The organism is Candidatus Mycalebacterium sp., from assembly GCF_977828045.1.
In genome coordinates this window covers 151555-172111 of the sequence record NZ_CDWCUL010000013.1, presented here as the reverse complement: position 1 = coordinate 172111, position 20557 = coordinate 151555, and the positions used below count along the sequence as shown (strand labels likewise).

The window sequence follows — 20557 nt, the reverse complement described above, 5'->3', positions numbered from 1 at the left end:
CTTGTACTCTCTGATTTCTCTACATATTGAAGGAGTTAAAATTGGAGCAAAAATTCATCATTCCCCACGACCACGCCATAGGCAAAGATGACAGGAGAAAGGTCAATGGACACGGCTCCGTTATTGTGTGGTTCACGGGTCTGCCGTCTTCGGGGAAATCAACGCTCGCGGGCGAAGTGCAGAAAAAACTTATGGCAAAAGGCATGAAAACCTACATTCTTGACGGAGACAACATCAGAACGGGATTGTGTAAAGGTTTGGGATTTTCCGAAGAAGACCGTGCTGAAAACATAAGGCGCATAGGCGAGGTATCAAAGCTTTTTGTTGACGCGGGAGTCGTAACGCTTTCGGCATTTGTTTCCCCCTATGGAAAAGACAGGGATATGGTGAGAGAGTTGGTTGAAGAGGGGGAATTTATAGAGGTTTTCGTCCGCTGTCCGGTTGAGGAATGCGAAAAAAGGGATGTGAAAGGGCTTTATAAAAAAGCCAGAGCGGGTGAAATTAAAGGTTTTACGGGAATTGACGACCCTTACGAGGAGCCGTTAAAACCGGAAATAGTGATTGAAACCGACAAGGAAACTCTGGAACAATCAGCGGGGAAAGTTTGTGATTTTCTTAAAGACAGAATTTAAGGGTGTAAACCTCGCTTTTCTCTTCGCAGTTCTGCTTTTCGCCGGAGCCGCGAGCGCGCAAACGGCTGACGAAAGCGTGCTTTACAACGAGAACGACGTTGAGGAAGTTCTTACCCTCGGCACAAGAGTCGCCGGCAAATCTCTTTCTGAATCAACCGTTCCGGTTGAAATCATTGATGAAGAAGACATTCTCGCCACAGGGCACACCGAAGTCGGGCGCATAATTCAGACAATCGTCTCTTCATTCAATTTCTCCAGTTCCTCAATAAGCGACGGCACGGACGCACTCCGCCCCGCAACCTTGCGCGGACTTGGTCCCGATCAGGTTCTTGTTCTCGTAAACGGCAAAAGGCGGCACGGCAGCGCGCTCATACACATCAACACTTCGGTCGGGCGCGGAACTTCGGGATATGATATGAACTCCATTCCGGTCGCCGCGATAAAAAGGATTGAGGTTTTGAGGGACGGCGCTTCGGCACAATACGGTTCGGACGCGGTCGCGGGCGTCATCAACATTGTTCTCAAAAATAGCGAAGACGACGGCAGAGCCATCACTTCCTACGGAAAAACCTATGAGGGAGACGGCGGCGTCTATGTGGCTTCAATCGGGAAGGGCGTGAATTTCGGAGACGGCAGTGCGTTTTTCGCATTTGAATTCCGCGACAGGGAGCGCACAAACAGAGCGGGGCGGCAGGGCGCGGTTCAGTATCCGGACACGGAATATTTTGAGCTCGGAAACAGCGCGCATACGAACTTTGACGCTGCGGCAAACACCGCCGCCGCAAACCGCGGCTACCCTGAAGGCACGGTTGTGCTGACTGACAACGCAATCAATTCCAACGAAGTCGGCTTTAATCGCGACCAATTCCGCGTGGGAGACGCGGAATCACGGCAATACAGCGGCGCTCTCACGATTACGCAACCGTTCGGCGAAAACGAGGTTGCGTTGTGGGGAACCGGCTCGTACAGAAAAAACACAAGCGGCGGATTTTTCAGACGCGCCAATCAACTTGGCCGCAATCCCGCAAACTCGGACTATCCGGACGGATTTTTGCCGCTTATAGAAACCTCCATCGGCGACTGGGGCGGCGGGGTTGAGTTCAAAAGGGACTTGAACGATGATGGCGACAGCGTGGCGCTCAGCGTCGGGGGCGGAGTGAACACTTTTGATTTCAAAATTAAAAACTCCCAGAACGCCTCGTATGTGAACTGCGTTAGAAACTTTAATTCTCTCGCGGGGGGAACGGCTCCGGACCCGTCTTCCGGTTCGCCGGGTTCGGGACAGGCTGCTTGCATGAACAACGGCATCACGGCTCAGGACGTGAACGGCATCACGCCTCATTCGGCGGACGCGGGCGGTTTTCAACTCGGCCTTGTAAATGTAAATCTGGATTTCAAACACCCGAGCCCAATTTGGCACTTTGCGTGGGGAATTGATTACAGAGCCGACACATACAAAATCAATTCGGGTGACCCGTATTCACATCTGGATTACGACGGAAACGGCGGAGCGAGCGCGGGCATACAGGTTTTCCCCGGTTTTCAACCGCAAAACGAAGTGAACGAAACAAGGCACGCATTCGGGTTTTACGCGGATTTTGAGAGAAAATTCAAAAACTTTATAACCTTCAACCACGCATTCAGGGTTGAGAGATACAGTGACTTCGGCACAACGATCAACGGAAAACTCGCGGCAATTTCAAACCCCCTGTGGTGGCTCACGCTGAGAGGGGCGGTCAGTTCCGGTTTCCGCGCCCCGTCAATGCAACAGCTGTATTTCAACAGCATAAGCACGCAGTTTGATTCAGACGGAATAGCCAGCGAAGTGGGAACTTTCCGCAATGACAGCGAACTCGCCAAAAGAATCGGCATACCCGAACTCAAAGAGGAGCAATCCCGGAACTTCAGCGGCGGCTTTATAATAAACCCGTTGCCGGGGCTTTCTTTTGAGGCGGATTTTTACTGGATACAGGTTGATGACCGCATAATCATAAGCGGCCGGATAGACGAAGACCATGTTGACGAAAGTATAATTGGCAACAATGTCGCGCAGTTTTTCCTCAACGCCGCCGACACCGAAACAAGAGGCGTTGACATATCGGCTTCATACCGTCTGGGTTTTGGCGCTTCAATTCTTGATTTCGCTCTGGGCGGCACAATCAACGAAACGGAAATAAAACGGGTCAATCTCCCGGCGGGGCTTCCGGACGCTCTGTTAACCGAACAGGACCGCTCAATTCTGGAATCGTGGCAGCCGAAAGACCGTTGGAATTTGTCAGCGGCATACAACTGGAATTTTATCACCGCAACATTCACTCAACACAGATATGGCGAATACACGGTGCTTGACGGAAGCGCCCAGACCTATGGCGCGAAATATCCGAGCGACGCGCAATTAAGTTTTGATTTCGGCAAATTCGGAATTTTTAAAATCGGCGCGAACAACATTTTTGACCTTACGCCCGACAGAAACAACATCGGTCAGGCAAGAGGCGAAACAATTGTTGACCACGAGGGCAACCTCGTTGTGGACTCTCCGGGAGTTTTCACTTATTCACGCAGAAGCGCGCCGTTCGGATTCAACGGCGGGTTTTACTACTTCTCGTGGGAAAGAAAAATCTAAAACACGGGCCGCCGCAATTTTATACCCGCTTCCGACAGCCGTTCGCGGCGTTTCTTCTCCGATTCAAGATAAAGAATCCAGCGAATTGCGACCGTTTCGGATTTCTTAAAATTCCGCGCTTTTGTAAATTGCTCCTCCGCAAGGCCAAAATCGCCGAGATTGAAAAACGCCTGCCCTTTGATGACATAAAGGCGGTGAGTTTCCTCTGACGCAGGTTGCGCGAGGCATTTGTCCGCCACGGAAACGGCTTTTTTCCATTCTTCCAGAATCCGGTAAACATCGGCGAGTTCAATGCACGGCTTGTTGTCATCGGCTGTTTTTACCGCGTCTTCAAGAGGCGCGACCGCCTTGCGCGGCTCCCGCGCACGCATATAAGCGCGGGAAAGAAACTCAAAATTTTCAACAGTTTTCTCAATCTTGCCGTCTCTCATTCCCTCATCAACAACGCGCGCGGCTTCAAGAAAAAGCCCCCTGTTGAACATCAGGCGCGAAAGCAGAACAAGATATTTCTCCTTTTTTAAATTTCCGGCTTCATAAATAAGTTTTAGAACGGCCATCTGCCTGTCCGGCTGCCCGCTTTGCGCGTAAAGACTTGAAAGGAGAAGCAAATTTCTGCGCGCGGGATAGAGCCCGGCGAGCCGTTCAACGGTTTTGAGCCGTTTTTCAGCCATTTCCATCTCTTTGTAAGACGACTGTAAAGCAATCAGCCAGTTTTCGGGCGGTTTTTTTGAGCCCTTTATCGCTTTTTCCATCAACGTTGCGCTTTGCGCGTAATCGCCGAGTCTGTAAAAACAAAACCCCCTCAGCGCGGTGTCCGAGGGCAGGGGCGACTTTATGTGTTCGTCAAGAAAATCAAGCGCCTGCCGGTATTTTCCTTCCGAAAAATATATGCCCGCCACCGTCGTTGTTATCCCTCTGCGGAACTGCTCCGTAACACCGCGCGAGCGCAGAAGTTCGCGGTAGATTTTCAAACTCTCACCGGTTTTTCCGGACTGAAAATATATGTGCGCTTTCATATTCAAAAACAGATTTTTTTCATAGCGGTTAAGGCGCGACTTGTCCACCGCTTCAAGAACCGAGAGCGACTTGTCATATTTTTCCTTTTCCAGCAGGCTGTTTATTTCTTCCACTTTTTTATAGGTTTCCTTGCGGACAACCGCCGCGCCCGCGGTTTGCGGAGGCAAGAGAAAAACCAGCGCGGCAACCGCGCACAGAAAAACGGGGCGCATTCTCATTTCACATCCTCAATTTTGAAAACTATCCTGTTTGTAACGCCTTCCACCTCAATCGCTTCGCCGCCGATAATTTTCGGTTTGTATTTAAATCTTTTAACGGCTCGCAGGGCGGCGCGTTCAAAAAATCCGGCGGGCTGCGCCTTCACAACACGCGGATCTTTTACGGCTCCGGTTTTTGAAACGGTAAAACTCACAAGCACCCATCCCTCAATTCCTTTTCTGAGCGCTTCCTCGGGATAATCGGCGGGCACTTTCACAATGGGCAGATAGTCGCCGTCTGAGAAAGAAACTCCGAAAAGCGATGAGCCGCTCACGGGATTTACCACCGAAATATTAATTTCTTCGGTTTCCTGAACTTCGGGCTCAGGCGGAGTTTCTTCGGGAGGAGGGGCGGGCGGGGCTTCGGACTGTTCCGGCGTTTCAAACAGAAGGTCGTCGTTATTTTTACGCGACTTTTTCACGCGGATAAATTTTCCCACCGCCGCCCGTTTTTCATCTTCAATAAAAAACCCGCGCTCGCGGACAAGCCCGCGCATTATTGATATTTCAACAAGCGTTACAACAAGGGCTATGACGGCGATTATTGCGTTTTTACGGGAAATCATTTCTCCGTGGCGATTGAGATGTCCCGAATGCCCGCGCTTCTCGCCGAATCCATAACGCGGACGAGCGCGTCATTTGTGGAACGTTTATCCGCCTGAACCACGAGTGCGCCTTTCGGACTTTCAGCGTGAAACAGACGTAAAATTGAGTGCAGAGTGCGCCCCGTAACGCGCCTTCCTTCAGCCCAGATTTCGTCCCTTTCGTTAATCGCAACCAGAAAAGCGGCTCCCTCCTGAATCTCCGCCGTTTCCGCTTCGGGACGCGTAACCTCAATGCCGGACTCTTTAACAAACGAAGCCGTTACGATGAAAAAAATCAGCAGAATGAACATAACATCCAGCATGGGCGTCATGTTAATTGAGTCTTCCTGCTCTTCCTCTCCGCTTCCCGCCGTTCCGAGTCTTCTCATAACTGTTCCGCGGCAATGAGCCGCTTCACTCCGTCAATGTTGATTTTCGCCCAGTGCCTCAGCGATATATCCGCGGCGGCGCCGAACAGTCCCGCGAGCATTCCCGCCATGGTTGGAATTGTCGTGTGCGACACGGCGGACAAAATCGCCCTGCTGTTGCCCGTGCCGAAAAATGAAATGGAATCAAAAAGCTCCATCATTCCCGTTACCGTGCCGAGCAATCCAAGCAGGGGGCATATCGCGACAAGAGACCTTATAAAAGCCATCGGCCGGCGAATTTTGACGGAAAGGCGCGCAACCTGGCCCGCGCGAATGGAAACCGCGCGTGAACCCCGCCCGGGAAGCATTTGGTCAGTCTTTTTTATTATTTTTTCCGCGACCGCCTCTTTCCGGCCGGCGAACCTGAAAAGGAAAATTGCTCTTTCAACAACCATCGCCCAAATCGCGAAAACCGCGAACGCGATAATGTAGATAACACCTCCGCCGTCATCGGCGAGCGCGAAAAACGCTTCAAGCACTTGGGTCCCCCCGTCCGTGCGAAGCCATAAGTTCGGAGGCTTTTTTCTCAAGCATTCCCGTTGCGCGCACGCATCTGGTTTTTATAATAGTGTGAAGAAGCAGAACCGGTACCGCTACGCAAAGCCCCATCACGGTCGTAACAAGCGCCTGCGATATGCCGCCCGCAAGCAGTTTGGGGTCGGCGCTTCCAAAAAAGGAAATAATCTGAAAAGTTTTTATCATTCCGACAACGGTTCCGAGCAGACCCATGAGCGGAGCGGAAACATAGATAAATTTTATGAACGGTATAAACCTGTCAAAACCCGCTTTTTCAGCCCTTATGGTTTCGGCAAGCGCGATTTCCGCCGAGTCAACGGGGGCAGATGAGTTTTTCTCATAAGCAAGCATAAGCCGTCCCATCGGATTGTCGTCTTCGCCTTTTGAATGCATCGCCTGCGTTTGCATGCGCCCGGTTACGCGTTTGAGGTCGCGCATGCGGGCGTAGGTCAAAAATAGCCCGAAAATTCCCATCAGGATTATGAGATAGCCGATGTTTCCGCCCTGGTCTATTCTCTCTCCGAGCCCCGGAGCGCGGACAAACAGCGAAAGAATAGCGCCGCGAGACGGGTCAATGGCAGTTTTGACGATGCCCGAATCCGATTTAAAAATCTTTTTCGCTGCAGAGCGGAAACGCGATTTCGGTTGGCGGGAAAGCGTTTTAACCTGTCCTGTCTGCGGGTCGTAAACAAGAAAACCGCCCCCGCCCATAACATTAAACCCGCCGACCCGCACGATTTGCGCGCTTTTGAGCCGCCCCTTTGAGTCATAAACCGGAGCGGTGAAGCGCGCGCTACGCCCCGATTCCACCATCTCCCTTTGAAGTTCAAACCACAGGCGCTCAATTTCGTCAATGGAAGGGAATCTGTTGAGCCGCAATTTTTCGGCGAATCCGGTTCTGTCCGGAAACTGAGCGGACACGGCGGAGCGGCGGAAAATATCGGCGGACTTGCCGGCGGCAACCGTCAAATGCCCCAAAATCTCTTTGACGCCCCCGTGCCGGCGGCTCAATGACTCTTTGAAACTGCGGATTGTGAGGTCGTTGTTCCCGTATTGTTTCTGCAAAATCTCGCTACGCTTTTCCTCCCCGATTCTCACACGCGCGGCTTCAAGGGAGATTTGTTCGCGTTTGTCTTTGAGTTTTATGAAACGCCGCAAGCGCTCGGCGTCCCGTTCCTCTCTTACGAGTTCCTTTTTTTCAACCGCTTCAAGAAGCTCGGACAGCGAAGCGGGCTTTTCATTTTTTTTCGCTTCGGACTGCGCGAGCGCGGAGGGCGTAACGCACAAAAACACAAGAGCGATGAGGAAAAAGGCGCGCATTGTTTATTCCTTCCCCTCCCCGGCGGGAGCGCGGACCGGAACAAAAAGAAGGTTTGGCGCGGCTTGCTCACGCGCGATGGCGATGCCTTTTCTGACGGGGTCCTTATACTCCCCGCCGAGCCGTTCCCATTTTTTCTCTTCCGGATTCCACATGCCGACCGAGGAAAGGTCATCGGTCTGATAAAGAAGCGCTATTCTTCCAATTCGCAGAAAAGTAACCCGGCGCGTTTCGCCTTCAATTTCAACGGTTCCGGCGTAAGCGCCGATTGTGCCGCCGTAGTCAATCTCTTCCAGATACGCGTCAAAAACCCTGCGGAATTGCCCGGCTATGGAAACATCGCCGCGCGCCATCAGTTTTTTCAAAGAATCTATTCTTTTCGCTCTTTCTTCGGGGCGAAAGGGAATGTCCAGTGCGGCAAACTGTTCAAGACTCTCTATCATTCGCAGAAGAAGAGGGGGAATTCGTTTTTCAAACTCCACGGCGTCGCGCCCGAGTTTTTTGAGTTGCTCAATGAGGGAAAGTTGGTCTTTTATGCGGAGTTCAAGCTGGCGGTTGTAAAGACGCAGGTCTTCAATGCGCCTGTTTTCATCGCGGAATTTGCGAAGCAGTGCGTCCGATTCATCGTCAACCGCGCCAACCTCTTCCTGAACTGCGGCGCTTTTTTGCGCGGACTGCCCGGTGGTTTTTATAACCTTTGACAACTCCGGCTCCGCGTCCGCAGGAGTGGATAAAAACATAAAGAGAAAAAGTGCGGCAAAAATTCTTGCCATAATGGGCGGTTATTATACAAAGAAAGCAGCCGTCTTGAAAGACCGGCGATTGCCATAAAATGTGTAGAATATTACTTTTAGTGCCATGTCTGAAAAATCTTCAAAATCCTCCCTTATGAAAAAAATCGCGTCCAATGCGCGGCGGGCGGCGATGGAGATTGCAGTTCTTGACTCTGAAGTGAAAAACTCCGCGCTTGAAAAAATCGCGTCCGAACTTATAAAAAGGCGCGGTGAAATCCTTGAGGAAAACTCCAGGGACCTCGCGGACGCGGAAAAAAACGACACGGGGAAAAACAAAATCGGCGCGGCGCTTACCGAACGGCTCATGATTGACAACAAGAGGGTGGAAGCGATGTCTGAAGGCATCGCGGAGGTCGCACGGCTTGAAGACCCGGTGGGGCGGGTCGTTCCGTTCGGGAAAAGACCCAACGGGCTTTCCATTGAAAAAATGAGAATTCCGCTCGGTGTGATTGGAATGGTATATGAGTCAAGACCGAATGTTACGGCGGATTCGGCGGCGCTTTGCCTGAAATCAGGTAACTCGGTGATTTTAAGGGGCGGATCGGAATCTTTACGCTCAAACATCGCCATCGGGAAAATCATAAGTGACTGTTTGTCCGCCTGCGGAATAAACCCGTCCGCGGTAAGCGTGGTTCCAGACGCAGACAGAAAACACATTCTGGAAATGCTCAAACTTGATGGCTTGATAGACCTCATAATTCCGCGCGGCGGCGAGGCGCTTATACGGTTTGTTACCGAAAATTCGGCAATACCGGTTCTCAAACACTACAAGGGAATCTGTCACATATTTGTTGATGAGTCCGCCAAAACCGATATGGCGGTTGATATATGCGTAAATGCCAAGGTTCAGCGCCCCGGGGTTTGCAACGCGATGGAAACAATGCTTGTGCATGAAAAAGCCGCCGCGAATTTTTTGCCTGTGGTCGCGAAGGAAATGACGAAAAACGGTGTTGTCCTGAAAGGATGTCCGAAAACCACTGAGCTTGTTCCGGACTGCGGAGAGGCGACCGAAAAGGACTGGGAAACGGAACATCTCGCGCTTGTTCTGGGAATCCGGGTCGTAAAAGATATTGAAGAAGCAATGGACCACATAAGCAAATACGGCTCAATGCACACTGATTCAATAATCACCGAAGACGCGGAAAACGCGCGCCGTTTCCTGCGCGAAGTTGAGTCATCAGCCGTGATACACAACGCTTCAACGCGGTTTAATGACGGCTTTGAACTCGGCATGGGAGCGGAGATAGGTATAAGCACGACAAAAATTCATGCCTTCGGGCCCATGGGGCTTGAAGAACTAACCTCTGAAAAGTTTGTAGTAAGAGGAAACGGGCAGACAAGAAATTAGTTTTCAGGAATTTCCGGACGAGTAGGATGAAAAAACCACCGCGGCGACTACGGTTGTCCAAAGCCCGTTTTTGTCTCCGAACGCCGTCTGCGTGATGTTTTGAGTTCTGACATCATGCCCGCTTATTTTCCAGATATCTTTCTGTTCGTCATAACTTTTATCCACATTGAAAGGCGCGCCCAGAGTGGTCGCGAGCATATAAGCCGCGAGGTCTTCGGCGTATTCACCGGCTTGAGATCTTTTCTCTCCGAAACTGTGGTGTTCCGAGATGTAGCCGAATCTGTCTTCCTCCTTTGGTATGGCTATTCCGGCGGAAGCCGCAAGCAGACGGTTTGGCTCGTTGGTTGAGTTTTCGCTCATCACAACGTGAACAACCTGACCGGGCGAAAGAAGACATACGCCTTTTGAGCGCGAAATAAGAACGCAATAGGGCGGAAAAATGCTGGAAACTTTTACAAGGTTGAACTGCGCGATTTTGGCGTCCCGCAAAGCCATCTCAAAACTTGCGAGTTTTTCCTTGCTCTTCCCCATTCCCTTTGTAACAAAAGCCGTGGTTGGAATCATCCGTTTTACCTCTAATCACAAACCATAAGGCGAGTGAACAAATTTACCCGCCATTTCTATATGCGCGGAAGCGGGTTGTCAATTTTGCGCGCTAACTCCGAACCGCGCTTTGCCTTTGACACCGCAACCCCCTTTAATTAAAATGCTTACCGTTAAGCATCTTTGTAGAGACCCCGCATGTCGGGTCTCTGTGAATACAAGACCCTCGCGGGAAATCAACAGAACTTCTAAATCTCTATTTAGATGCTTAACAAGGCCCGGCGCCTTTGTGCTCCCGGTTCAGGTCTATTTGGAGATATGAAAATCAGACTGCTAACTTTTGCAACTTCTTTTCTGCTGGTTGTTTTTTCATTCGCGGCGCCAATCCGCCAATCAATCAGCGGATTTCCCAGTGGTGAATCGCTTTATCTATGGCTGTCTTTTATATGTCATCAGTTCCCTTCACGATCATTTTGGATTCTGGAATTTCCGGGCGGGCTTTGTTCAAGGTGTCTTTTGGGATACACGGGCATTGCCGTTGCCGCTCTGTTTGTCAGCCGTCCTCAAAAATACACAAATCGCGCTTTGCTTGGAATTGCGTTGCTGCTTCCGGCAATTCTGGATGTTTTTGCGCAGAGCGTAACAAGTTATCAAAGCATCAATCTAACCAGAGCCGTTACAGGATTTCTTGGCGGAACAGGCGTTTTCATACTCTGCTTTCCGTCAAGATTTGAAAAAAAACCACACATTTTACAGGAGGGATAAAAATGAAAAGTTTAATAATCAAGCGTCTGGGTTTTTGTGTCGCAATAGCGGCTTTGGCTTTGTCGTTCGGGGCAAGCAACGCTTTTGCTCGTGAGGTTGTTTTGAAAGAAGGCATTCTTGTGCCCATTCAAACGAAACAGCGTATTTCGTCACAAGAGATGCGAGCCGGTCAAGAAGTTATTTTGTCTGTTGAGCGGGACATTAAAGTTGACGGGGTTATCGTCATTGAGGCCGGCGCCGGAGTTGTCGCGAGTGTCGCCGACAGAAAGGGAGCGGGAATGGCGGGGATTTCCGGACATGTTTCAATAGCCGTGGAGTATACGAAAGCCGTTGATGGAACCACTATTCCCTTGAAAGGCAGTTTCAATACAAAAGGCGACTCTGAAATAGGCGGAACGGTCGCCGTGGGTTTAATTTTGTGCCCTCTGGCTTTCCTCAACAAAGGAAAAGAGGGAATTATTCCCGCCGGAGCAGTAATTAGAACGCTAACTGTGACTGACAAAAAAATTAAAGTCAGCAATAACTGATAGCAATCGGCAAAGTTTGCGGACGCTTTATGTATAATCCGCAAGTCGGATGAAAACCAGTATTACAGCAAAGGGCGGCTGGTCAAAAAGAACCTTACCAATAATCTTTTCCCTTTCTCTCGTCATCGCGGGATGCTTTGGCGGGGGTGGAAGCGGGGGCGGAGGTGGGGGTGGCGGAGCCGTTGCTCCTCCGTCATTGCCGAGTCCACCGAAAAGTCCGATAGTTGATTCTCCCACTCTCACGAATCCAACTGTTGCGGAACTTGAGGGTTTTTATACCGCTTATTTGCAAAGATCTCTGGCCGGCGTGGAATTCGGCATCATCAGTTTGGACAGGGCGTATGCGAACCTCTACGAATATACGGGCGCGAGCGCGGCGACCCGCCCGGGCGACGGGGTTACAATCGGGTTTATTGATTCAGGTTTGGATACGGAACATCCGGCTTTTGAAGGCAAAAGCGCAACTGTTGAATACTTTGGAACCGCATTTGCGGGTTCCGATTTGGCAGGCGGTTCTCACGGAACAAGCGTTGCGAGTATTGCCGCCGGAGTAAGACAAGACTGGTTTGTTGGACAAGAACCCGCAACTTCCGAGGGCGTTGCTCCGGGCGCGAATATAAGAATGTTTGCTTTTCATGGTAATTCCTTTGAGAATCTGGCGGATGCGATTGAGGCCGCAACTGTCGCCGCTCTTGACCCTGCTCGTGGCGTTGACATATTAAATCTGAGTCTTGGACTTCCAAATGAAGAGGACGGTTTTTACCAATACGGCATAGTTTCAGATTCTCGCTATACAATGGACGGACCTTCCGCCAGCGATTTTACAGATGCCATACAAGCGGGACGCGCAGAAAAAACACTTTTTGTTTGGGCGGCCGGAAATGAACATAACTCTGCTTGTCCTTCAATAGATGGTATTGAGAGTTGTCAAAGTGGAGCAGTTAACGCGAGTTCGCCAGGTCCGTTAGCGGGGGCAATGTATCTGGTTCCCGAACTGCGTCCGCACTCAGTTGTGGTTGTAGCCACCAAACTGGACGGAACCATTGCCGACTTCTCCAACAGGTGTGGAGTTACCGCTGATTGGTGCATAGCCGCACCGGGAGAAGACATAGGAGTTGCCTATTCAAGAAGAAATCCTGACGGCACTATTACAAGAAGCGTTGCGGTCAGCATTACCGGCATTATCTCAGACCCTCGCGGCGCGGGCACTTCTTTCGCCGCGCCAATAGTGGCGGGCGGACTTGCCCTTATGAAACAGCGGTTTCGCAGTCAATTAAGCAATGTTGCGTTGCTTTCCAGAATGTTTGCCACCGCCACAAAAAGCGGTGCTTACGCAGACCGCAGCATTTACGGACAAGGGCTTTTGAACCTCGGAGCCGCCACCGAACCTTTTGGAATGGTAAGTACTTCTTCCGCCGGAGGAGCGCAGTTTATCAACGATGAAAGCGGCTGGCAGTTTGCCCCGCTTTCTGAAACGCGTGTGGAAATGGGCGAAGCATTTGGAGACAGTCTCGCCCGCTCTTTTGCGGGAAAAGAAATTGCGGGGTTTGACTCTCTCGGAGCGCCGTTCTGGTATCCGCTTGAAGCATTCGCGCTGAAAACAGGAAAATCCACAGTTTTGCAACAACTGCTCAGTTTTACGGATTTTTCAAACCGCGAGAATGAACAAGCAAAACAAGCGGGAATTCTAAGCGAAGAAATATCCGTGCCTCTGTTCGCGGGAAAAAGCGGGCGGGGCAAAGGCGTTTTTGCGGAAAACAAACAAATTCCGGAAATTCGCGTCTCAATGGCAAGAGGCACAATGACAACTCAGAACGGTTTTAGCAAATACGGTCATTTGTCTTTCGTGGACAATCCGGTGTCTTTTGGAGTTCAGTATGAAAACTTTGCCATTTCCGCGTTTTCCACGGATGAACGCGGAAACAAACCCTCGCAGGGAGCGGTTGCTTCCTACCGTTTGCCGAATACGCCTCTGGGTTTGCGTTCGGGCTACATTGCCGAGCAAAAATCCGCACTTGGCACCGCCGCGCAGGGGGCGTTCGGAGGTTTGTCAACATCAACAGTTTTTGCGGGCATTGATTGGGATTATGATTTTGGCAACTGGAAAATAATTGCGGACGCAGAAATTGGAGTTGCGAACTCCGGAACCGAAACCGGATTGATTGGCGATGTATCGCCCCTGACGACAAGCTCATTTTCCGCAAGTTTAATTCGCAAAATTTCCGGCAACTCAGCAATAAGAGTTTCCGTGTCTTCACCTATCAGAATTGAAAGCGGGCGGATGGATATTACAATTCCCTCCGGCAGAACTCCCGAAGGCGCAATACTGAACAATACTATCTCTGCGGATCTTGAACCGTCCGGCAGGCAAATAGATGTTGGCGCGCAGATAGTTACTCAAACTCCGGTCGGCAATTTAAGTTTCGGGGGAGTGGTAAGCCGCGAACCCGGACATAATAAAAATTCGGACAGTTCCGTATCGTTTCTTACGGGTTACAGCGTGAACCTTTAACACTTCCTGCGTAAAAAGTTTGCGAACGCCTTATGTATAATCCGCAAGCCGGATGAAAATCGGTTGCCACATATCAATCAGCGGCGGAATTGAAAAAGCGCCGCAACGTGCCGCGGAAATGGGTTGTGAGTGTTTTCAAATCTTCACTCGCTCACCGAGGGGAGGGGAACCACCCGAAATTACGGGCGCGGTCGCGAAAAAATTCGCCGATGAACGCCACGAACTCGGGCTTTCAAACTGCTATGTCCACACTCCTTACATAATCAACCTCGCATCCGCGAAAACGGACATCAGAAAAAAATCGGTCGCGATAATAGTTGAAGACCTCAGGCGCGCGGACTCCGTCGGCGCGGCTTGCGCCGTAACGCACATTGGAACCGCCGCGGGAATGAAGCGCGAGGATGCGGTCGCAAAAGCAGCGAAGTCTCTGAAGGAAATTTTGAACAAAACACGCGGCGCGCGCGTAAAACTTCTGATTGAAAACTCCGCGGGGCAGGGCTCAACGCTCGGAGACACTTTTGAAGAAATTGCCGAAATTCTGGACAAAACGGGCGACCCCAACCTCGGCGTCTGCATTGACACCGCTCACCTGTTCGGCGCGGGATACGAAATCAGAACGGAAGAGGGTTTTGAAAAAACCGTAAAAAACATCAACGCAACTTTTTCCGTGGAACAGATAGGGCTTGTCCACTGCAACGATTCAAAAGTTGATTTGGGCTCGCGCAAAGACCGCCACGAACACATTGGTCTCGGCAAAATCGGAACAAAAGGGTTTACCCCTCTGTTTTCGCACGCGGAGTTCAGAGAAATTGACTTTATCGCTGAAACGCCTCCTGAAAAAAGTGCGGCGGATGTAAAAAATCTCAAAGAAATAAGACGCAAAACGCAGTAAAATGAGTGGATATGATTCCGCAAATTTTCCGCACAAGAATACTCACCTCTTTTATGCTGATAGTTCCGATAGCGATTATCTGTTATCTCGGAGGCGTGTATTTTCTGGCTCTTATGTGCTTTATATCTCTGGGCGCAACCAGAGAGATTTACCGGCTTCTGGCCCCACGGGGCTTAAAAGTGGCAAGGGAATTTTTGATGGCATGCGTTTTGCTCATACTCATCGGGGCTTATATGGGAACGGAATATTTCACGGCTGCGCTTGTCGGCTCGGCGGTGGCGGTTTTTGCGCTCAATATCTTGAAGGGCAGAAAGGACATATCGGGATATTCCGGCGAAGTGGGAATGTCTCTTATTTTAATAACTATTCCCGGAATCATGACCGGCTGCGCAATACTGTTGCGAGAAATGGAATTACCCGTTTCCCCGGAGCAGACCGCATTTTTTCTGAAAAATGAAATAGGGTTTTTCTTTGCCGTAATCGCTTTTTTATGCGGCGCGGTTAATGATTCAGCAGCTTATTTTGTCGGAATTTGGAAGGGAAAAAGAAAAATCGCTTCCGGCATCAGCCCCGCGAAAACGCTTGAAGGACTGGCCGCCGGAATAACCGCCGCCGTTGCGGGAAGCGTGGTCGTAAATTTCGCGTTCGGCTCCCCGTTTCCGCTGTGGCTTGCGCCGCTTTTCGGATTGGCTGCGGGAATTTCCTCAGTAACGGGAGACCTGATTGAATCCGCCATCAAAAGAAACGGCAATGCCAAAGACTCGGGAACGATGTTGCCCGGGCACGGCGGAATTTTTGACCGTTTTGACGGGATTATTTTTACTTTCCCGACCCTCTACATAGTTGCGATTTTGTTTTTTTAGTGCGGGTTTTACTTGAAATCAAAATTGAAAAGCAGATTGGCTCCGGGTGTGAGCCCGCCCGCAACGCCTTCAAGCGTGAAGTAATTGTTCAAACGGTATAACGCGGTAAATCTGCTCTTGTATGAAGTGCTGATGGGCAATGCCTCATTTATGCGCTCGTATGTAAAATAAAGTCTGTCCGTAACATACGCTCCAACTTCAATATCGGACTCAAGCATTCCCGCGCCTTCTCTTTTAATGCTGAGAACATCCACAAAATTGAACAGATTGCCGCCCTCAACGACGGACGAGAAAAGTTCATCGGCGACGTATCCGAAAGTCAAAGACCCTCCCGGACGCCTATCCCGGACCTCCTCAATAATATCGGAGGCGCGCTTGTCATCAGTTCCGCTTACGGTGGAACCTACCAGCAAGGCAAGAATTATTTCATCTTCGTTCATCGCGGGAGTGCTTGAGAGTTGGAGTTTAAGGTCATTCGCTTCGCCGTGAAGAGATGCTTTGACCGACAATCCGGTCCGCTCATAAAAAGCGTTGATATCAACAATGGGGCTCAAGTACTCTCTTGTGAAAAATGAAATCGCACCCTTGTCCACGGCAAAGCGCTTTCCTAAAATCCTGTACGACCCCCTGAAAACATTGAGTTCGCCGTTAACAGATGTGAAATCGTCTCCGGGGGTTCTCAAAACATGAAGTTCGCCCGAAAGAAGCGCGTCAACCCTGTCCAGCCTGAATTTTGTGTCTTTTGAAATTAAAAGACGGAAATCCAAATCCGCCGTCCGTGAGAAAAAGTCCGGTTTTTTGCCCTCGGCAAAACCGCTCTCCGGCGAGTCAATAAAAACCAGGCCTTCAACCGCTATGTTGTAATCCTTTTTAAGCCAGATATTTGCGCCTTCTGTTTTAAGCCCGTCCCCTCTGACGCGGAGATTTCTCCCTTTTCCGTCAATAAAAACCGTTCCGTAAAAACCCGAATACAGGTGTTTTATGTGCAGATAAATTCCGGAGAGTTCCACTTTGCAATTGTATGAAAAATCTCTAAAATTGAAACTCCCCAAGCCCTTCGCCTCGCCGTAAGCGTCCGCCAGATTAAAGGCGGCGCGCATTTTATCTCCGTCAAAATCCATTCGCGTGGAGTTAATCTCCATCAACTCAGTCCACTCACCGATTTTCATTTTCACGGTTTCAATATCAATCGCACCTTTCACTGAAAAATCACCGCCATCGTTCAAAACCGCGAGGTCGCCGCTGAAAACTCCGTCAAGGTCCTGGATTTTTCCGGATAAAATTCCAATCGGTTTAATGCTGAAATTTTTCGCGCTCAAATTGAAATCGTATTCCGAGGAGCCGCTCAACAGTTCCCGTATTTTGTAAATCTCCACGCCCACGGGGGAAATATTTGCGCCTGCGCGCAGAAAACCGCCGGAGATGTCATCTTCAATTGTCAGTTTGACCGAAAACAGTTTTGAATGTTGCGCCCGCACAACGGACAAATCCGCGCGCTTTTCGCGCAGGACGCTTTCGTATTTGACTCCTATCTTGGCGGCTGGCAGACCCGTTGCGCCCGCTATGGAAACCTTGCCCGAAAGCAATCCCTTTTGGGAGCGCAAAGGCGGATAAAACGGCTCAAAAAATGAGGTGTCCACCCCTCCAAAATCTGCATTTACGGATATTTCGGGCTCATCCGTGTTTTTATACAAACCGGAAAAACGCAAGTATGAACCCTGCCCGTAAAGCAGCATCTCTGATAACTCTATTTTTTCATTCGACAACTCAACGGAAAACCCCCTTGAAAGAAGCATTTCCGAGTCACCGGATTTAATTTTGATATTTTCAATATCGGCTTGGATTCTCCCTTTTTTCCGTGCGGCTTCCGCGACAAATTCAAAAGAGACGGAATTTTCAAACTCCAACTTCGCGTAAAGATCTCCGTATTCAAAGTCCAGATTCGCTTTTTTTAACAAAGTTTCCGCATATGAAACGTTCTCGATTGAAGACCGGAGAAGAATCTTCTCAAACGCAAAATCTTCAAGCGGGGTTCTGAAATCAAGACTCCCGCCGCCAATATGAAACTGTTTGTCGAAAGTTGCGGAAAAATCTTTAAGTTTTGCGCTTCCGGACAAAAAAGTTTTTCCGTCCGCACGTTTTTCAATTTTCCCTGAAGACTGAAATCCACCCGACACGTAATAGGGTTTCAAAAAACTCACCACTTCGGAAAGATGAAACACATCATCCGACCTAACACTGTAATCAACCTCAAAAGCGCCTCTCCCGGCGGTCTCAAAATTCGCCTCCAGAAGAGACTTTTGAGATTTAATCAACAGTCCGCCCGAAGCAACTTTGCCACCCTTCAAGGCGACTTCGAAATTAAAATCTTCAAGAAGTTCGCCCACTCCAAACAGATCAAGTTTGTTGCGGTAGCCGTCCGCGATTTTGCCTGAAATTACGGATTTCCCATCCCGTTTTTTGACAATCCCCGTGAGCTTGAAGCCCCCGATGGGCAGATTGCCCTTGGAAACATCGGATTCAATTTCAAAAATGTTTTCCCGCCCGAAACGGGGGATTATGCCGCCACCCTCAGTATTGATTTGCGCCTTGATGAGCGATGTAAAACTGCCCGCAAAAATGTTGCCGTAAACCGAAAGGTCGCCGTTTTTATCAAAAGTAACCGAACTGAATGAAAGACCGGCTTGCCGCCCCTCCAAAGATATTCCCGACAAAGACACGCGCCCGTTCCAAGCCGTGTTTGAAACATCGCCGGGGATTGAAATCCCAAACTCCGCTTCCGCAACCGGCTCTCCGCGCAAAGTTTCAAGAGACGCGCTTCCGTCTGCGTTGCTGATTTTTAATCCTCCGTATGCCCGGACGATGTCTGCGCCAAGCACGAGATTTTTTACCGATAAATTCACATGGGGCAGGGGAATATGCGCATTTTCAATCCGTGCCCGCAGCACACCTTTCCTCTCACCGCCCTCTAACGAAAGTTCGGCAAAATGGACTTCGGCTCTGCCGTCTTGAAAATGAAAAACTGAATCTTTGATTATAATTTTGGGAAGTTTGCCTCTCTCAAACGCATTTTCACTTTCTGAAATTGATGCGGAAGAGAGAGAGCGCCGCCCGAAAAGCAGGCGCCGGACCCGGGGAGAAAAGAAAACCTCAAGCCCTTCAATTTCAACGGCCGAAGACGAGAAAAAATCCTTGAAAAGCATTGAGGAAATAACGGAGCCGTAACTTACAAAAACCGATTTCGCCCGCGCGATTTTTTGTCCGTCTTTAGAAAGAGAAAAATTTTTAATCTGAATTCCTTTCTCGTGAAACGTGCTGACCTCACCGATGGAAACTTCAAAATCGGGCAAGGTTTGCCGAAGCCTTTTTTCAATTTCGGGTTTGAAAAACTCCACACAAGACGCAACGCGGGGAAAACCCGTGGCGCACAGCAGGGCAAACACGGCAAACACAAGTACGGAATAACGCGGGAGCAGGTTGTTAAAAAGACTCATTTGCGAACACAAGCGGGACACTTTACAACGCATACCCACTGATGTAGTATAGTGTTTCGGGGTTGGGTTACAAACAGAAACTCGGAAAAGTTTTGCCACTTGGAAGACCTATGATAAGAAAGATTTTTCTGACATCCATTGCGCTTGCCCTCGCAGTGTTCATATTCCGGTCGTGTTTTGAAGAATCTAAAATCAGTTTTGGATTGCAGTCCGAATCCGTGGGCACACAACCTTTTAGCGTCAAGTTTTCAGGCGTTGGCGACGGACTGAAAAATATCCGGATTTCATATATCTCTGAAGATCAAACCCTTTTACTTGAAACAAAAGACTACCCCAAAGGGGTCAAAAAAGACACGGTTCAAGTCTCACTGAACCCGTTCGCGGGCATTGAAGACGGACCCGCGCAGATTAAAGTCGAGGCGGAGTCCTACGGCGGAATGTTCAGTTCCGGAGAAAATACATCAATAAGCAAAACCAAAAACATAGTAATAGACCTCTCTCCGCCGAAAATAACCGTCATATCGGGCGCGGAGAGATTTCTGCAAGGCGGCTCAGGAATTATTGTTTACAAGGTTTCGGCGGATTCAAAGGAGAGCGGCGTCAAAATCGGAAACAAATTTTTTAAAGGACACAAAGCCGCGCCGAAAAACGGATTTTCAGACAAAAGCGTCCGCATCGCGTTTTTCTCATATCCATACAATTTTAGCGAAGGAGAAACGGTTCTCATCACCGCAACTGACGCCATAGGAAACAAAAGAAACCTGCCCATAAATTACAGACTTGAAGAAAGGATTTTGCCGGACAATCCGGTTGAGATAACGGAGCGGTTTATCAAAATGAAGATGGTTCCGCTCATCAATGCCCGCAAAGACTATTCCGCCAAAGAAACATTTGTTATGGTGAACAATAAAGTTCGCGCGCTCAACGACGAAAAAATTACCAAACTCCTTTCTCATGTTTCCGACAAATCCGACAAAATTTTGTGGGAAGGTTCATTTATAAGGCCTGTGGGATCATTGCAGTCGCGATTTGAACAGAGGATTTACATATTTGAAGGCGAGGAAATAGACAAAAAGCCGCATCTGGGATACGACATAGCTTCTCAAAAAAGAAACCCGGTTCGCGCCGCGAACAACGGGGTGGTAATCTTCGCTGATGATCTGGGAATATACGGGAACACGGTAATAATAGACCACGGAATGGGCATCGCCACACTTTATTCGCACCTCGGTTCAATGAGCGTGCAACGCGGGGAAACCGTCGTGAAAGCAGACAGAATAGGCAACACGGGCGCGACCGGGCTTGCCTTCGGAGACCACCTGCATTTCAGCATATACGTTGGCGGACTGCCGGTTGAACCAATCCAGTGGTGGGACCACAACTGGGTGCAGACGCGCATAACCCAGAACCTTCTGGACGCAAAAAAAGAGATAGATTAAGTCCG

At 49.7% G+C, this 20557-nt stretch carries 17 protein-coding genes; 9 read left to right on the top strand and 8 right to left on the bottom strand.

The window, feature by feature from the left end:
* The first annotated feature begins 26 nt into the window (after positions 1–26).
* Positions 27–632 carry an adenylyl-sulfate kinase gene (gene cysC / locus ACY430_RS05025; RefSeq protein WP_462137788.1) on the top strand — a complete coding sequence of 202 codons (606 nt, stop codon included), beginning with the start codon at positions 27–29 and terminating at the stop codon, positions 630–632.
* Positions 607–3255 (top strand): TonB-dependent receptor plug domain-containing protein, encoded by a 2649-nt coding sequence (locus ACY430_RS05020; RefSeq protein ID WP_462137787.1) that lies wholly within the window; start codon positions 607–609, stop codon positions 3253–3255. Before cysC ends, ACY430_RS05020 begins: the two co-directional genes overlap by 26 nt.
* On the opposite strand, the gene ACY430_RS05015 is transcribed toward ACY430_RS05020, so the two are convergent.
* The 6 genes from ACY430_RS05015 to ACY430_RS04990 are packed head-to-tail and all read right to left on the bottom strand — an operon-like array spanning position 3252 to position 8148.
* Positions 3252–4490, bottom strand: coding sequence for a tetratricopeptide repeat protein (locus ACY430_RS05015; protein ID WP_462137786.1), 1239 nt, complete (start codon positions 4488–4490; stop codon positions 3252–3254). The two genes, ACY430_RS05020 and ACY430_RS05015, sit on opposite strands and share 4 nt — an antisense overlap.
* The gene (locus ACY430_RS05010) at positions 4487–5095 is read right to left on the bottom strand and encodes an energy transducer TonB (RefSeq protein WP_462137785.1); all 609 of its coding nucleotides are present in this window, start codon (positions 5093–5095) and stop codon (positions 4487–4489) included. Before ACY430_RS05010 ends, ACY430_RS05015 begins: the two co-directional genes overlap by 4 nt.
* Positions 5092–5502 carry an ExbD/TolR family protein gene (locus ACY430_RS05005; protein ID WP_462137784.1) on the bottom strand — a complete coding sequence of 137 codons (411 nt, stop codon included), beginning with the start codon at positions 5500–5502 and terminating at the stop codon, positions 5092–5094. Before ACY430_RS05005 ends, ACY430_RS05010 begins: the two co-directional genes overlap by 4 nt.
* Entirely contained in the window at positions 5499–6020 is a 522-nt protein-coding gene (locus ACY430_RS05000) for a MotA/TolQ/ExbB proton channel family protein (RefSeq protein ID WP_462137783.1), read from the bottom strand. The genes ACY430_RS05005 and ACY430_RS05000 overlap by 4 nt, the downstream gene beginning before the upstream one ends.
* Entirely contained in the window at positions 6013–7377 is a 1365-nt protein-coding gene (locus tag ACY430_RS04995) for a MotA/TolQ/ExbB proton channel family protein (RefSeq protein WP_462137782.1), read from the bottom strand. Before ACY430_RS04995 ends, ACY430_RS05000 begins: the two co-directional genes overlap by 8 nt.
* Before the next feature lie 3 nt (positions 7378–7380).
* Positions 7381–8148 (bottom strand): DUF3450 domain-containing protein, encoded by a 768-nt coding sequence (locus tag ACY430_RS04990; protein WP_462137781.1) that lies wholly within the window; start codon positions 8146–8148, stop codon positions 7381–7383.
* Positions 8149–8233: 85 nt separating this feature from the next.
* Between ACY430_RS04990 and ACY430_RS04985 the strand changes: the two genes are divergently transcribed.
* Positions 8234–9517, top strand: a complete 1284-nt coding sequence (locus ACY430_RS04985) for a glutamate-5-semialdehyde dehydrogenase (protein WP_462137780.1) — start codon at positions 8234–8236, stop codon at positions 9515–9517.
* 3 nt (positions 9518–9520) lie between these two features.
* Here the strand turns inward: ACY430_RS04985 and ACY430_RS04980 are convergent, their stop codons facing one another.
* On the bottom strand, positions 9521–10081 hold the full coding sequence (locus ACY430_RS04980; RefSeq protein WP_462137779.1) for a pyruvoyl-dependent arginine decarboxylase: 561 nt from the start codon (positions 10079–10081) through the stop codon (positions 9521–9523).
* A 297-nt stretch (positions 10082–10378) separates the two neighbouring features.
* Between ACY430_RS04980 and ACY430_RS04975 the strand changes: the two genes are divergently transcribed.
* The 5 genes from ACY430_RS04975 to ACY430_RS04955 are packed head-to-tail and all read left to right on the top strand — an operon-like array spanning position 10379 to position 15619.
* Entirely contained in the window at positions 10379–10825 is a 447-nt protein-coding gene (locus ACY430_RS04975; protein ID WP_462137778.1) for a DUF2085 domain-containing protein, read from the top strand.
* Between the two features lie 2 nt (positions 10826–10827).
* Positions 10828–11352 carry a hypothetical protein gene (locus tag ACY430_RS04970; RefSeq protein WP_462137777.1) on the top strand — a complete coding sequence of 175 codons (525 nt, stop codon included), beginning with the start codon at positions 10828–10830 and terminating at the stop codon, positions 11350–11352.
* Positions 11353–11401: 49 nt separating this feature from the next.
* A complete protein-coding gene (locus tag ACY430_RS04965) occupies positions 11402–13864 on the top strand; it encodes a S8 family peptidase (protein WP_462137776.1) in 2463 nt (820 codons plus the stop codon).
* Between the two features lie 52 nt (positions 13865–13916).
* A complete protein-coding gene (locus ACY430_RS04960; protein ID WP_462137775.1) occupies positions 13917–14756 on the top strand; it encodes a deoxyribonuclease IV in 840 nt (279 codons plus the stop codon).
* Between the two features lie 11 nt (positions 14757–14767).
* Entirely contained in the window at positions 14768–15619 is an 852-nt protein-coding gene (locus ACY430_RS04955; RefSeq protein ID WP_462137774.1) for a phosphatidate cytidylyltransferase, read from the top strand.
* An 8-nt stretch (positions 15620–15627) separates the two neighbouring features.
* Here the strand turns inward: ACY430_RS04955 and ACY430_RS04950 are convergent, their stop codons facing one another.
* Positions 15628–19113, bottom strand: coding sequence for a translocation/assembly module TamB domain-containing protein (locus ACY430_RS04950; protein WP_462137773.1), 3486 nt, complete (start codon positions 19111–19113; stop codon positions 15628–15630).
* 110 nt (positions 19114–19223) lie between these two features.
* Here ACY430_RS04950 and ACY430_RS04945 point away from each other — a divergent pair, with 110 nt between their 5' ends.
* Positions 19224–20552 carry a M23 family metallopeptidase gene (locus ACY430_RS04945; RefSeq protein ID WP_462137772.1) on the top strand — a complete coding sequence of 443 codons (1329 nt, stop codon included), beginning with the start codon at positions 19224–19226 and terminating at the stop codon, positions 20550–20552.
* The last annotated feature ends 5 nt before the right edge of the window (positions 20553–20557 follow it).